The 12,628-nt window shown below is 67.6% G+C and carries 16 protein-coding genes; 10 read left to right on the forward strand and 6 right to left on the reverse strand.

Annotated elements, in window-relative coordinates; translation table 11 throughout:
• The first annotated feature begins 22 nt into the window (after positions 1-22).
• A complete protein-coding gene (gene ribA, locus AAIL68_RS02305; RefSeq protein WP_347137881.1) occupies positions 23-1,081 on the forward strand; it encodes a GTP cyclohydrolase II in 1,059 nt (352 codons plus the stop codon).
• Positions 1,078-1,572, forward strand: a complete 495-nt coding sequence (locus tag AAIL68_RS02310) for a L,D-transpeptidase family protein (RefSeq protein ID WP_347137882.1) — start codon at positions 1,078-1,080, stop codon at positions 1,570-1,572. The genes ribA and AAIL68_RS02310 overlap by 4 nt, the downstream gene beginning before the upstream one ends.
• Here the strand turns inward: AAIL68_RS02310 and AAIL68_RS02315 are convergent.
• Both AAIL68_RS02315 and AAIL68_RS02320 read right to left on the reverse strand, forming a co-directional pair.
• On the reverse strand, positions 1,569-2,708 hold the full coding sequence (locus AAIL68_RS02315; protein ID WP_347137883.1) for an alkane 1-monooxygenase: 1,140 nt from the start codon (positions 2,706-2,708) through the stop codon (positions 1,569-1,571). The two genes, AAIL68_RS02310 and AAIL68_RS02315, sit on opposite strands and share 4 nt — an antisense overlap.
• Positions 2,709-2,718: 10 nt before the next feature.
• Positions 2,719-3,744 carry an A/G-specific adenine glycosylase gene (locus tag AAIL68_RS02320; protein ID WP_347137884.1) on the reverse strand — a complete coding sequence of 342 codons (1,026 nt, stop codon included), beginning with the start codon at positions 3,742-3,744 and terminating at the stop codon, positions 2,719-2,721.
• Positions 3,745-3,846: 102 nt separating this feature from the next.
• Here AAIL68_RS02320 and AAIL68_RS02325 point away from each other — a divergent pair, with 102 nt between their 5' ends.
• The 3 genes from AAIL68_RS02325 (at position 3,847) to mscL (ending at position 5,645) form a co-directional block, all read left to right on the forward strand.
• Positions 3,847-4,398 (forward strand): DUF721 domain-containing protein, encoded by a 552-nt coding sequence (locus tag AAIL68_RS02325; RefSeq protein WP_347137885.1) that lies wholly within the window; start codon positions 3,847-3,849, stop codon positions 4,396-4,398.
• Positions 4,392-5,012, forward strand: coding sequence for a DsbA family protein (locus AAIL68_RS02330; protein WP_347137886.1), 621 nt, complete (start codon positions 4,392-4,394; stop codon positions 5,010-5,012). Before AAIL68_RS02325 ends, AAIL68_RS02330 begins: the two co-directional genes overlap by 7 nt.
• Before the next feature lie 171 nt (positions 5,013-5,183).
• Positions 5,184-5,645, forward strand: coding sequence for a large conductance mechanosensitive channel protein MscL (mscL, locus tag AAIL68_RS02335; protein WP_347137887.1), 462 nt, complete (start codon positions 5,184-5,186; stop codon positions 5,643-5,645).
• 36 nt (positions 5,646-5,681) lie between these two features.
• Here the strand turns inward: mscL and ald are convergent, their stop codons facing one another.
• On the reverse strand, positions 5,682-6,800 hold the full coding sequence (ald, locus tag AAIL68_RS02340; protein ID WP_347137888.1) for an alanine dehydrogenase: 1,119 nt from the start codon (positions 6,798-6,800) through the stop codon (positions 5,682-5,684).
• Positions 6,801-6,935: 135 nt separating this feature from the next.
• Here ald and AAIL68_RS02345 point away from each other — a divergent pair, with 135 nt between their 5' ends.
• Together AAIL68_RS02345 and AAIL68_RS02350 are read left to right on the forward strand one after the other, a co-directional pair.
• Positions 6,936-7,397 carry an Lrp/AsnC family transcriptional regulator gene (locus tag AAIL68_RS02345; RefSeq protein ID WP_126153660.1) on the forward strand — a complete coding sequence of 154 codons (462 nt, stop codon included), beginning with the start codon at positions 6,936-6,938 and terminating at the stop codon, positions 7,395-7,397.
• 2 nt (positions 7,398-7,399) lie between these two features.
• Entirely contained in the window at positions 7,400-8,251 is an 852-nt protein-coding gene (locus tag AAIL68_RS02350; protein WP_347137889.1) for an alpha/beta hydrolase-fold protein, read from the forward strand.
• Positions 8,252-8,335: 84 nt separating this feature from the next.
• On the opposite strand, the gene rpsU is transcribed toward AAIL68_RS02350, so the two are convergent.
• Positions 8,336-8,542: a 30S ribosomal protein S21 gene (rpsU, locus tag AAIL68_RS02355; protein WP_103173489.1), complete on the reverse strand. Its 207-nt coding sequence runs from the start codon at positions 8,540-8,542 to the stop codon at positions 8,336-8,338.
• A 96-nt stretch (positions 8,543-8,638) separates the two neighbouring features.
• On the opposite strand from rpsU, the gene AAIL68_RS02360 reads away from it, so the two are divergent.
• Positions 8,639-9,295 carry a COQ9 family protein gene (locus AAIL68_RS02360; protein ID WP_347137890.1) on the forward strand — a complete coding sequence of 219 codons (657 nt, stop codon included), beginning with the start codon at positions 8,639-8,641 and terminating at the stop codon, positions 9,293-9,295.
• Positions 9,296-9,304: 9 nt separating this feature from the next.
• Positions 9,305-10,300, forward strand: a complete 996-nt coding sequence (locus AAIL68_RS02365; RefSeq protein WP_347137891.1) for an NAD(P)H-quinone oxidoreductase — start codon at positions 9,305-9,307, stop codon at positions 10,298-10,300.
• Positions 10,301-10,618: 318 nt separating this feature from the next.
• Here AAIL68_RS02365 and AAIL68_RS02370 read toward each other — a convergent pair whose 3' ends face one another.
• Complete coding sequence (locus AAIL68_RS02370) at positions 10,619-11,254, reverse strand: ribonuclease T2 (RefSeq protein ID WP_347137892.1); 636 nt, start codon at positions 11,252-11,254, stop codon at positions 10,619-10,621.
• 185 nt (positions 11,255-11,439) lie between these two features.
• Here AAIL68_RS02370 and AAIL68_RS02375 point away from each other — a divergent pair, with 185 nt between their 5' ends.
• Positions 11,440-12,183 (forward strand): cell cycle transcriptional regulator TrcR, encoded by a 744-nt coding sequence (locus AAIL68_RS02375; RefSeq protein WP_347137893.1) that lies wholly within the window; start codon positions 11,440-11,442, stop codon positions 12,181-12,183.
• A gap of 81 nt (positions 12,184-12,264) precedes the next feature.
• Here the strand turns inward: AAIL68_RS02375 and AAIL68_RS02380 are convergent, their stop codons facing one another.
• Positions 12,265-12,591, reverse strand: a complete 327-nt coding sequence (locus tag AAIL68_RS02380; protein WP_347137894.1) for a GlsB/YeaQ/YmgE family stress response membrane protein — start codon at positions 12,589-12,591, stop codon at positions 12,265-12,267.
• Between the last annotated feature and the right edge of the window lie 37 nt (positions 12,592-12,628).

Raw genomic sequence — 12,628 nt, forward strand, 5'->3', positions numbered from 1 at the left:
ACTGCCGGACCCTTGGACGCCGATGAGCCTGATCCCCACCCTGGCCGAGACCGTGTCGCGCGCGCGCAGCGACCTGCGCATGGGGCTGCCGGTGATGATCGGCAACCATCTGGTCGCGGCGGTGGAAACGCTGGCCCCGGCCCGGCTGGAGGCCATCCGCGCGCTTGGCCGGCCCGTGCTGGCGCTGACCGAGCGCCGGGCCGAGACGCTGAAGGCGCGGGCTTATGACGACGGGCTGGCCCGCGTGATCGTGCCCCCGGATGCGAACCACGCCTGGCTGCGGGCGCTGGCGGATCCTTCGGGCGACCTGATGACGCCGATGAAGGGGCCGCTTTTCACGGAACGCGAGGGGGACGCCACGCCGCATCTGGCCGGACTGGCGCTGGCGAAGGCGGCGCAGCTTCTGCCCGCCGTGCTGGTGGTCGCAACCGAGGCCTTGCCCGGTCTGACGCAGCTTGCGCCCGGCCCCCTGCTGGCGCGGCTGGCGCATGAGGCGGCGATGGCCCCGGTCGCCGCCGCCAACCTGCCGCTGATCGCGGCCGAACGGTCGCGCCTGCACATCTTCCGCCCCGACGACGGCGGGGCCGAGCATTACGCCATCGAGATCGGCGATCCCCCCCGCGACGCGCCCGTGCTGGCACGGCTGCATTCGGCCTGCTTCACCGGCGACGTGCTGGGCAGCCTCAAATGCGACTGCGGTCCCCAACTGCACGCCGCGCTTACGGCCATGGGGCAGGCGGGGCAGGGGGTGCTGCTGTATCTGAACCAGGAAGGGCGGGGGATCGGGCTGGCCAACAAGATGCGGGCCTATGCGCTTCAGAATCAGGGGTTCGACACCGTGCAGGCCAATCACCGCCTGGGCTTCGAGGATGACGAGCGCGATTTCCGCATCGGCGCGGCGCTGCTGCGGCGGATGGGGTTTTCGCAGGCGCGGCTGATGACCAACAACCCGCGCAAGATGGCGATGCTGGAAGGCCACGGCATCACCGTGACCGAGCGCGTGCCGCTGGTCGTGGGCCGCAACCGCTTCAACGAGACCTATCTGGACACCAAGGCCGAAAAGTCGGGGCATCTGCTGTGACGCCGGACGATCTGGTCCTGACGCCGCAGGGGGTGCGCTTTCGCGGGCGGGTCTTCCCTTGCAGCATCGGCAAGCGCGGGGTGACACGGGACAAGCGGGAGGGCGACAAGGCTACGCCCGCAGGGGTGATGCGGATCACCGGGTTGTGGTATCGCCCCGACCGGCTGGCGCGGCCTGCGCCCTGGGCGCGGCCTATCGGGCCGGGCGACCTGTGGTGCGATGCGCCGGAGCATCCGTGGTATAACCATCATGCCCGCGCGCCTCTGGCCGCCAGCCATGAACGGCTGCGCCGTGCCGATCCGCTTTATGACCTGGTCCTGACCACGAACTGGAACTGGCCCGATGCGGTGCCGGGCCGGGGATCGGCGATCTTCCTGCACCAGTGGCGTCGGCCGGGATATGGGACTGAAGGCTGCATTGCCTTTGCAAGGCCGCATCTGATCTGGATCGCGGCCCATGCGAAACCGGGAACGCGGGTGGTCGTCCCCTAGAGCGCGTTCCTGGGCATCGGCAGCTCGCCCCGGTTATAGGGCCCCCAATCCGTCACCTCGGGATAGAACTGCCTGCGCCAAGCGCGGACGCGCGGGTTCATCCGCCGCCGCCACCAGGGCGGGACCATCGCCACGAAGGTCATCGCCGGATAGCCGAAGGGCAGTTGCGGCGCCTGATCCTCGCCATAGGTCTGCAACAGGGGAAAGCGCCGGTCGGGCTTGTAGTGGTGGTCCGAATGGCGCTGCAGGTTGATCAGCAGCCAGTTCGAGGCCGTATGGCTCGCGTTCCAGCTATGGCGCGGCAGGATATGTTCATAGCGGCCATCGCCCAGGTGCTTCCGGCTCAAGCCGTAGTGTTCGACATAGTTCGTCAGTTCCAGCTGCCAGATGGCGATGAAGGCCTGGAAGACGAACAGCAGCAGCCCCTGCACGCCGCCCAGGGCCAAGGCCAGCAGGACCATCCCCCCTTGCAGCGCCAGGTATCGCCAAAACGGGTTGCGCCGGTCCCATGGGCTGCGGCCCGCCCGTGCCAGCAGGCGCGTTTCCGCGCGCCATGCGCTGATCGGACCCTGCGTCAGCACCCGCCAGAAAAACCGATAGAACCCCTCGTTATAGCGCGCCGAAACCGCGTCGCGGGGGGGCGATACCCAGGCGTGATGGACCAGCAGATGCTCGGTCCTGAAATGCGAATAAAGGGTCGAGGCCAGCAGCAGGTCGCCCATCCAGCGTTCAACAGGCGTCTTCTGGTGCAGCAACTCATGGGCATAGACCATGCCGATGGTGCCGGACAGCACGCCGATGCCGAAGAACAGGCCCAGCTTTTCCAGCCCCGACAGATGGCCTGTATGCGTCGCATACCAGATGCCGCCAAAGATCGCGGCGAATTGCAGCGGGAACCAGACGACGGTGACAGCGCGATGCCAGAACAGGGCGCGCGTCTCGGTCTGCGGATCGGGGTTCGCCTCGTTGAGCCCCAGCACGCCGTCAAGGGCGGTCGTCAGATACCAGGCATAGGCGGGCAGCAGCATCCACCACCATCCGCCCCTGGCTGCCGCCAGCGCGACCAGCGGCAGCATGACCAGGGACATCCAGAAGGGCGCTGCGGGGGGCAATCTGCCTGCGGTTGAATCGCTCATGCGCGCGATATTACGCGGCGAGTTCCGCCCGCGCCATATCCCAGACCTTGCGCATCAGGCCGGGCAGGGCGTCCCGGTCGATCTGCCGCAGGGGGACAAGACGGCCACGATCCGGGGCCGCGTCCAGATTGCCGACCATCACCTGCAGGGACAGGTTGAAATGGGTGAAGACATGGCGGACATGGCCGATTTCCCGCCACTCCGCAGCACCCGGCGGCGGCAGGTCGCGCCCGTCCCAATGGGCCGAGGGGAAGGCCAGCGTGCCGCCAAGCAGGCCCTTGGCGGGGCGTTCCTCCAGAACAAGCGAATCGCCGTGAAGGGCGACCCAGGCGATGCCGCTGCGGTCGGGTTTTGCCGCCTTCGGCGCCTTGCGGGGCAGATTGGCGGCGATGCCTTGGGCGCGGGCCTCGCAATCGTGGATCACCGGGCAGATGCCGCAGACCGGGCTGCGGGGCGTGCATATGGTGGCGCCCAGATCCATCATCGCCTGCGCGTAATCGCCGGGGCGCGAGCGCGGCGTCAGGGTCTCCGCCAAGGCCACCAGTTCGGGCTTCGCGGCGGGCAGTGGCGTTTCCACGGCAAACAGCCGCGCCACCACGCGTTCCACGTTTCCGTCCACCACCGTTTCCGGCGCGTCATAGGCAATCGCCGCAATGGCAGCCGAGGTATAGGCGCCGATCCCCGGCAATTCCCGCAAGCCTTCGCGCGTCGTCGGAAGCCCGCCTGCCGCGGCGACGGCGCGGGCGCAGGCCAGCAGGTTGCGGGCGCGGGCGTAATAGCCAAGTCCCGCCCATTCGGCCATCACCTGCGCGTCGTCCGCTAACGCCAGCGCCTCGACCGTCGGCCACAGTGCCGTGAAGCGTTCGAAATAGGCCTTCACCGCCGCGACGGTGGTCTGTTGCAGCATCACCTCGGACAGCCAGACGCGGTATGGGTCGGCCTGGCCGCCGCCGGGCGGCACGCGCCAGGGCAGGACGCGGGCATGGCGGTCGTACCAGTCCAGCAGTTGCGGGGCGATCACCTTGGTGTCACGCAATTATCAGTCCCTTGTTCCTTTGCCCGGCTTTCATCCGGGAATGCGTCTGGTAAGGATATGGGGGTGACACCGCATCAGGCAAAGACTGGGCACCCGGCAAAGATGGCAAGACCGCCCGACCCCCCGCGCAACCCCATGGCCCGCCGCAGGCGCGGCTTCCAGCAGGCCGCGACCCTTCTGGCCGACCGGGTGCAGAAGGCGGCCGAGGGGCGGGGATTCGCCGTGGCCCGGCTGCTGACCCATTGGCCGGAAATCGCGGGCCCCCGGCTGGCCGCCATGACCCGCCCCGTGCGCATCAGCCATACGCGCGGCGGCTTTGGCGCCACCCTGACCCTGCTGACCACCGGCCCGGTCGCCCCGCTGGTGGAAATGCAGCTGCCGCAACTGCGCGAACGGGTGAACGCCTGCTATGGCTATAACGCGGTGCAGCGGATCACGCTGACCCAGACCGCCGCCAGCGGCTTCGCGGAAGGGCAGGCGGTCTTTGCCGCCATCCCCCCCAAGGCCGCGCCCCCCGATCCCGTCAGCCGCGAACAGGCCGACCGGATCGCCCGCCAGTTCCAGGATCCCACGCTGGCCGAGGCGATGGCCCTGCTGGCGCTGAACATCGCAACCAAACGACACTTGTCCCAGCGAAAGGATTTTCCATGCTGACCCGCCTTGCCGCAGCCGCCGTGGCGCTTGCCCTTGCCGTCCCCGCCGCGATGGCCCAGCAGACTGCCCCCGCGCAGGCGGAAACGCTGCCCGACATCGCGCAGGGCGCCGCCGACGCGCCGCTGACCATCATCGAATATGCCAGCTTCACTTGCGGGCATTGCGCCAATTTCCATGCCGAGAACTGGCCGAAGCTGAAGGCCGAATATGTCGATACCGGCAAGGTGAAGTTCATCCAGCGCGACGTCTACTTCGACCAGCCGGGCCTCTGGGCGGGCGTGCTGGCCCGCTGCGGGGGGGACGAGAAATTCTATGCCGTGTCCGACATGCTGTTCGACGAACAGAAGACCTGGCTGGCCGGCGGCACGGGCGAGGAGATCGCCGCGAACCTGCGCAAGATCGGCCTGAAGGCCGGCATGACGGAAGACCAGATGAACGCCTGCTGGGAAGACACCGCCAAGGCCGAACAGCTGATCGCGACCTTCCAGAAGAACGCCACCGCCGACAAGATCGAGGCGACGCCGACCTTCATCATCGGCGGCGAGAAGGTGATGAACCAGCCCTGGGAGGACATGAAGGGCATCATCGAAGGCAAGCTGGCCGAGGCGAACTGACGACCTGACCGACGCCCTGTCCCTGTGTTCCCACTGTGGCCCGCTTGCCGATCAGGCGGGCCAAATCAGCCGCTCGGGTCCGGTCCGGTCGCCGGGGAATTGCTTTTTGTTGAACCCCGCTTCATGCTTTCCCCGCGTCCAGACAGCGCGTGTCCTAGGGGAATACTGCCCATGATCAGAGAGTTCAGGGAATTCATCGCCCGCGGCAATGTCATCGACCTTGCCGTCGGCATCATCATCGGCGCGGCCTTCACGGCGATCGTGAATTCCGTGGTGGCCGATCTCATCAACCCGATCCTGGGCCTGCTGACCGGGGGGGTCGATTTCACGAACAAGTATTTCGTCCTGTCCGGCAACGTCCCCGAAGGCGCAAGCCTGGCGGCCGCGCGCGATTCCGGCGCGGCGGTCTTTGCCTATGGATCCTTCGCCATGGCGGTGCTGAACTTCCTGATCATCGCCTGGGCGGTGTTCCTGCTGGTCAAGGCCGTGAACCGCCTGCAGCGCATCGCCCTGAAACCCAAGGAGGAAGAGGTCGTCGTGACCGCCCCCACGCAGGAGGAGCTGCTGGCCCAGATCCGCGACCTGCTGGCCGACCGCACCGTCTGGGCCGACCGTCCCGCGCCACGGGCCTGACCGCCACCCGGCGCGGCATGGCCCGCGCCGGTGCCGTCATCCCGCCAGCAACTGGTCGGGCGTGATCGCCTCCAGCCCCAGGGCCTCGCCCACCGGGGGCGAGGTCAGGCGGCCCCCATGCGTGGACAGGCCCGCCCGCAGATGCGGATCCTCCAGCACCGCCTGGCGCCAGCCCTTGTCCGCAAGCGCCAGCATGAAGGGCAGCGTCGCATTGCCAAGCGCCTGGGTCGAGGTCCGCGCCACCGCGCCGGGCATGTTGGCCACGCAGTAATGCACGATCCCGTCCACGTCATAGATCGGATCCTGGTGGGTGGTCGGGCGGGATGTCTCGAAGCAGCCGCCCTGGTCGATGGCCACGTCCACCAGCACCGCGCCGGGCTGCATGGTGGATAGTTGGTCGCGCGTCACCAGCTTGGGCGCGGCCGCGCCGGGGATCAGCACGGCGCCGATCACCATGTCGGCGCGGCGGATCAGGTCGGCGGTCGCGGCGGCGCTGGAATATTGCGTGGTCAGCCGCCCCATGAAGATGTCGTCCAGGTATGACAGCCGCGCCACCGACCGATCCGTGACCGTGACATTGGCGCCCATGCCCACGGCCACGCGCGCCGCCGCCGTGCCCACCACGCCGCCGCCGATGATGACCACGTTCGCGGGCCGCACGCCCGGCACGCCGCCCAGCAGCACGCCGCGCCCGCCATTGGCCTTTTGCAGGGCCCAGGATCCGACCTGCGGGGCCAGCCGCCCAGCCACCTCGGACATGGGCGCCAGCAGGGGCAGGCCGCCGCGCGCATCCGTCACAGTTTCATAGGCGATGGCGGTGACGCCCGATCCCAGCAGATCGCGCGTCTGGTCGGGGTCGGGGGCCAGGTGCAGATAGGTGAACAGCACCTGCCCGTCCCGCAGCATCGCCCGTTCGGCGGGTTGCGGTTCCTTGACCTTCACGATCATCTCGGCCGCGTCGAATACGGACTTCGCATCCGGCGCGATGCTGGCCCCGGCCTCGGCATAGTCCTGGTCCGTGAAGCCTGCGCCAAGCCCCGCGCCGGTTTCCACCAGAACGCCATGGCCGCGCGCGACCGCCTCGGTCACGGCGGCGGGCGTCAGGCCGACGCGGAATTCCTGCGGCTTGATCTCCTTCGGGCAGCCGATCTTCATTCCCGTTCCTCCCCTTGTTTTTGGGGCAAGTGTGGCACCGATTTCGTGCAAGATGTTGCGAAGATTTTGCCTTGGCACGGTGTCTTGCGACGAAAAACGCTGGCAAAGGGCGCCTTCGCCGCAGATGATCCGTCCATGTCCGACCTTGACGCAATAGACCGCCGCATCCTTGCCCTGCTTCAGAAGGAAGGGCGAATCAGCAATGCCGAACTGGCGCTGCGGGTTCATCTGTCGCCATCCGCCTGCCACCGCCGCGTCCAGCGGCTGGAGGAGGCGGGCGTGATCCACGGCTATGTCGCGCTCTTGGACGCCCGCAAGCTGCGCCGCCAGACCACCGTCTTCGTGGAAATCACCCTGTCCGGCCAGGCCGACGAGGTGCTGGAGGCCTTCGAAAAGGGCGTGCGCGCCATTCCCGACGTGCTGGAATGCCACCTAATGGCCGGATCCGCCGATTACCTGCTGAAGATCGTGGTCGAGGATACCGACGATTTCGCCCGCATCCACCGCCAGCATCTGGCGCGGCTGCCGGGCGTGGCGCAGATGCATTCGTCCTTCGCGCTGCGCACGGTGTTCCGCACCACGGCGATCCCGGTCTGACGATGCGGCGCCGCGATCTGCTGGCCCTGCTGGCCGCCACGGCCGCATCGCCCGCCCTGGCGCAACCCCGCAGCGGCCCGCCGCCCGAGATCGTCCATCCCCGCGCCAGCCATTTCGCCTTTGGTCCCACGGGCGACCCGTGGCGCATCCATGTGGGCCTGCCGGACGCCCCGCCTCCGCCGCAGGGCTATTCCGCCATCCTGTCGCTGGATGGGCGAACGACCTTTCCGCATCTCTGGAATCATCGAGAGGCCCGTGCGCCGAAGGCCCCGGTGATCCTGTTCGGGATCGGCTATGAAGGCGCGAACCGCCGCTGGCGCGACCTGACCTCTCGCGCGATGGCGCCGGTGGTGCCGATCCCCTTCTATCGCGCCGCCCCTGCCGACCGCGAAACCGGCGGGCGGGACGCGTTCCTGGCGATGATTGGCGATGACCTGCTGCCTGAACTGGGACGCCGCTATCCCTTGGACGCGCGCGACATGACGATCTATGGCCATTCGCTGGGCGGGCTGTTCGTGCTGCACGCCTTGTTCACCCGTCCGCGCCTGTTCGCGCGCCATGTCGCCTCTGACCCTTCGGTCTGGTGGAATGCGGGCGAATCGCAGCGAGAGGCCCAGGCCTTCGCGGGCGGCGTCGCGGCGGCGGGCGGGGTGATCGGCCCGAAGATCCAGGTGATGATCGCGCAGGCGGGCCGGGCGCGCCAAGGCCATCCCCATGACCCGACATCATTGGTCCGCATCCTGTCGGGGGTGGGTGGACTGGAGGTCCTGTATCGCCCCTATCCGCGCGAGAACCACGGATCGCTGATGGGACCAGCCACGGCGGATGCGCTGGACCTGCACCTGTGGCGGTAAAAGCAAACCCCCGCGGCTTGCACCACGGGGGCTTGCGGATAACGCGGATCGCGTCGTCTTACAGTGCGCCTTCGCACTCCCTTTTCAGAGAGCGCCTTCGCGCTGGGCCTTTTTCCGGGCCAGCTTGCGGGCGCGGCGCACGGCCTCGGCCTGCTCACGGGCTTTCTTGACCGACGGTTTCTCGAAATGCTGCCGAAGCTTCATTTCGCGGAACACGCCCTCGCGCTGAAGTTTCTTCTTCAGGGCACGAAGCGCCTGTTCGACGTTGTTGTCGCGAACGTTGACCTGCATGTGGTTGTCACCACCTTCCTAGGTTAGAGTTGCAAGATTGCAGGATGCGCCCCCCTATCAAAGCCCGGCGCCCTTGTCCAGACAGGAGGCTGTTTGATGACCCGAACCGACCGCGACGCCCTTCTTGACGCCGCCCTGACACATGTCCCCTTCGAGGGGATGAACGACCGCGCCCTGATGGCGGGCGCGCGCGACCTGGGGCTATCGCGCGATCTGGCGCGGGTGCATTTCCCCCAAGGGGGCGCGGGGCTTGCCGCCGCCTATCACCGCCGCGCCGATGCGATGCTGCGGGACAGCCTGGCCCAGACCCCGCCGGGAGGCCGCTTTCGCGACCGCGTGGCCGAGGCGGTCTGGCGCCGGCTGATGCTGGTCGATGCCGAGCTGGTCCGCGCGGGCGCGGCCACCCTGTCCCTGCCGCAGAACGCCGCGCTGGCGGCCCGGCTGGTCTGGGAAACAGCGGATGTGATCTGGACCGGGCTTGGCGATACCTCGGACGACGTGAACTGGTATTCCAAGCGCGCGACCCTGTCGGCGGTGATCGGCGCCACGGTGCTGTTCTGGCTGGGCGACACATCGCCCGACCACACGGAGACCCGCGGCTTCATCGACCGCCGTATTGACGGCGTGATGCGGTTCGAGGGATTGAAGGCCAACCTGCGCAAGCTGCCCGGTGCCGAAACGCTGGCGGCCATGACCCTGGGCTGGATCCGCGCGCCCCAGTCGCGCGATCTGCCCGGCCGTGTCCGCCCTTAAGGAGAGACGATGTTCCCCGATGCCATGAACGCGGTCGAGATCGCCGCCCCCGGCGATGCCGACGCCCTGCGCCTGACCCGCCGCCCGGTTCCCGTGCCGCGCCACGACCAGATCCTGATCCGCGTGGCCTATGCCGGGGTGAACCGCCCCGACGTGCTGCAGCGCCAGGGCAGCTATGCGCCGCCGCCCGACGCCTCGGACCTGCCGGGGCTGGAGGTGTCGGGCGAGATCGTGGGCATGGGCGTGGGCGTCACCCGCTGGCGCAAGGGCGAACAGGTCTGCGCCCTGGTGCCCGGCGGCGGCTATGCCGAATACGTCGCCTGCCACGCCGACCATGCGCTGCGCATCCCCTATGGCCTCACCCTGCGCGAAGGCGCCTGCCTGCCGGAAACCGCCTTCACCGTCTGGTCGAACGTCGTCACGCGCGGCGGCCTGACCGGGGGCGAGCGGTTCCTGGTCCATGGCGGCACCTCGGGCATCGGCATGATGGCGATCCAGATCGCCCGTGCCCTAGGCGCGCGGGTCTTTGCCACCGCAGGCAGCGAGGAGAAATGCGCGGCCATTGCCGCCCTTGGCGCCACGCCGATCAACTATCGGACCGGGGATTTCGTGAAGATCCTCGATGCGGAAGGCGGGGCGGACCTGATCCTGGACATGGTGGGGGGAAGCTATATCCCGAAGAACATCAGGGCCCTGGCGCCGGATGGACGCCTGGTGATGATCGCCTTCCTGGAAGGGCCGAAGGTCGAACTGAACTTCGCGCAGATCATGGCCAAGCGGCTGACCGTCACCGGATCGACCCTGCGCCCGCAATCGGACGCCGCCAAGGCCGAAATCGCCGAGGCGCTGCGCAAGCAGCTTTGGCCGCTGATCTCGGCGGGGACGGTCAAGGTCACCATCGACAGCGAGTTCGACCTGAAGGACGCGGCCCCGGCGCATCGCCGAATGGAAAGCAGCCAGCATATCGGCAAGATCGTGCTGAAGGTGGCGGGCGACGGCGCCTGAGGCGCGGTCGGATGCCTCCGGCGGGGATATTTGAAGCACAGAAGATGGGAAGGAGCACACAGATCTTGCGGGCGCCCGTCCCCAAGGTCTGTGGCATCTCCTGTGGCGGTCACCGGCGCCCCCGCCTGTACCGCCCGGTCAGAATGGGCGGATGTTTTAAGATTCCGTCAAAACACGGCCATCTTCTGTATGAAAATATCCTCGGGGGTGAGACGCGCCCGGAAAAAGGTCCAGTGGACCTTTTTCAGCGGCGAACGCCTGCCACCGTGCGGCAGGCAGGGAGGGCGAAGCGCCCCCGGCGGGCGCGGGACGCAAGCCTCAGCGCACCCGTTCCATCAGCACGCGCGCCCTTGAACAATCCTGCCGCACGTCCGGCGCGCAATCCCGCGGCTGCAGGTCGCGGGTCAGGCAGATGCGGACCTCTTGAAGGGCCTGGGACTTGCAGGTGACGGTGACGCCATCGGGCGACAGGTCGGGGTTGGCTTCGGTAAAGGCCTTCTCGACCACGGCGGGGGGCAGGGTGATGTCGCGCGCCAGATCGTCGAAGGGGGCGGGGATCGCGACAGTCCGGGCCGCCTTTCGCAGGGTGGCATAGTAATCCGCCGCCGACAGACCCGAGCAGCGGCCGTGTTTCCGCCATTGATGAAGCGCCAGTCCAGGCGCCAGCAGGTCGCCCATGGCCTGCGTTTCACGCCGCGACGGATCGCGTTCGTCGGTTTCGCAGAACTGGGGATAGCCGCGCTCGTATTGCGGCCAGAGACCGTGGACCGTGAAATCCAGCCCGCTGCCCCGGCCACATTCCTCCGCACCCCGCGCATCGCCGGTCGTGCGACACCAGCCTGGCTGCCAGCTGAGCGACAGGACGTAATAGTCGAAATCGCCCGCGACCCCGTCGGCGGGGGCGGGAAGGGGCCACAAGGCGGCCAGAAGCGGGATCAGCAGCGCGCGGTTCATGGTGGCAACCATGCCCCTGCGGCGAACTCGCGTCCACTGCGGACACGCGAATCCTCTTTTCCCCGCGCCATCGAATCGCTATATCACGGACCAATTCCCCCCGAAAACGAGGAATGGCACCCGCCAAAAGCCGTTTTTCCGGCCTGAAGCCTGCTGTTCGGGGCAGACATGCGAAGGAGATTGACATGAGCAAGCCGCTGATGGCCAAGGCGACCGCCGTCTGGCTGGTGGACAATACCACGCTGAGCTTCAAGCAGATCGGCGATTTCTGCGGTCTGCACGAATTGGAAGTGCAGGGCATCGCCGATGGCGACGTGGCCGTGGGCGTCAAGGGCTATGACCCCGTCGCCTCGAACCAGCTTGACGCCGAGGAGATCAGGAAGGGCGAGGCCAGCCCTACCTACAGGCTGCGCCTGAAGCACAACCCCGCCGCCGAAGGCGAGGAAAAGCGCCGTGGGCCGCGCTATACGCCCCTGTCCAAGCGCCAGGACCGCCCGAACGCGATCCTGTGGCTGGTCAAGTTCCATCCCGAACTGGCCGATGCGCAGATCGCCAAGCTGGTCGGCACCACCAAGCCGACCATCGCCTCGATCCGCGAACGGACCCACTGGAACATCCAGAACATGCAGCCCATCGACCCGGTGGCGCTGGGCCTGTGCCGCCAGTCCGAGCTGGACGCAGCCGTGCAGAAGGCCGCCAAGAAAAGCGGCACGGGCGAGGTGATGAGCGATGACGAGCGCCGCAAGCTGGTCAGCACCGAAACCTCGCTTGCCATGAGCGACGAGCCGCGCCTGCCGTCCTCCATGGCGGGGCTGGAGAACTTCTCGCTGACGCGGAACGAGGACAAGGCCCCTGAGCCGGATCTGGACGCCGACAGCTTCTTCAACCTGCCCGCCGCGGACGAGGACGAGGAAGGCGAGAACCGCTGATCCCGCCACGGGACGCTGCAGCCATGGAAAAGGCCGGCGCGGATCGCCGCACCGGCCTTTTCCTTTCCCTGCGGGCCTGCGTCAGGCGCGGCCACGCACCATGCGGACCAGCCAGATCAGGATGCAGGCGCCGATCACTGCGACGATCAACTGGCCGATGATGCTGCCTTCCCCGCTGCTGCCGATCAGCGCGTCGAAGATGAAGTTACCGATCAGGGCACCGATGATGCCGACGATGATGTTCATCAACAGGCCGGTATCGGTTTTCATGATCTTTTCGGCGATCCATCCTGCGATTGCACCCAGGATGATCGACATAATCCAGCCAAAACCTTCCATGCACTTCCCCTTTTTCCAAACGACACCGCCGGAACCGAACGGGCGAGGTCTTCGCCTGTCAATGCGCAACGCCCCCCTTGCGTTCCCGCAAGCGACGGAAATCGCT

Origin of the sequence: Paracoccus sp. SSK6, assembly GCF_039770665.1 — a bacterium.
GTDB lineage: Bacteria > Pseudomonadota > Alphaproteobacteria > Rhodobacterales > Rhodobacteraceae > Paracoccus.

What these genes read in the sequence shown, in the direction of transcription:
- ribA (WP_347137881.1), top strand. Translation starts at nt 23, where the DNA reads ATGAGCCTGATCCCCACCCTGGCCGAGACCGTGTCGCGCGCGCGCAGC.
- AAIL68_RS02315 (WP_347137883.1), bottom strand. Translation starts at nt 2,708, where the DNA reads ATGAGCGATTCAACCGCAGGCAGATTGCCCCCCGCAGCGCCCTTCTGG.
- AAIL68_RS02325 (WP_347137885.1), top strand. Translation starts at nt 3,847, where the DNA reads ATGGCAAGACCGCCCGACCCCCCGCGCAACCCCATGGCCCGCCGCAGG.
- AAIL68_RS02330 (WP_347137886.1), top strand. Translation starts at nt 4,392, where the DNA reads ATGCTGACCCGCCTTGCCGCAGCCGCCGTGGCGCTTGCCCTTGCCGTC.
- mscL (WP_347137887.1), top strand. Translation starts at nt 5,184, where the DNA reads ATGATCAGAGAGTTCAGGGAATTCATCGCCCGCGGCAATGTCATCGAC.
- ald (WP_347137888.1), bottom strand. Translation starts at nt 6,800, where the DNA reads ATGAAGATCGGCTGCCCGAAGGAGATCAAGCCGCAGGAATTCCGCGTC.
- AAIL68_RS02345 (WP_126153660.1), top strand. Translation starts at nt 6,936, where the DNA reads ATGTCCGACCTTGACGCAATAGACCGCCGCATCCTTGCCCTGCTTCAG.
- AAIL68_RS02350 (WP_347137889.1), top strand. Translation starts at nt 7,400, where the DNA reads ATGCGGCGCCGCGATCTGCTGGCCCTGCTGGCCGCCACGGCCGCATCG.
- rpsU (WP_103173489.1), bottom strand. Translation starts at nt 8,542, where the DNA reads ATGCAGGTCAACGTTCGCGACAACAACGTCGAACAGGCGCTTCGTGCC.
- AAIL68_RS02360 (WP_347137890.1), top strand. Translation starts at nt 8,639, where the DNA reads ATGACCCGAACCGACCGCGACGCCCTTCTTGACGCCGCCCTGACACAT.
- AAIL68_RS02365 (WP_347137891.1), top strand. Translation starts at nt 9,305, where the DNA reads ATGTTCCCCGATGCCATGAACGCGGTCGAGATCGCCGCCCCCGGCGAT.
- AAIL68_RS02370 (WP_347137892.1), bottom strand. Translation starts at nt 11,254, where the DNA reads ATGAACCGCGCGCTGCTGATCCCGCTTCTGGCCGCCTTGTGGCCCCTT.
- AAIL68_RS02375 (WP_347137893.1), top strand. Translation starts at nt 11,440, where the DNA reads ATGAGCAAGCCGCTGATGGCCAAGGCGACCGCCGTCTGGCTGGTGGAC.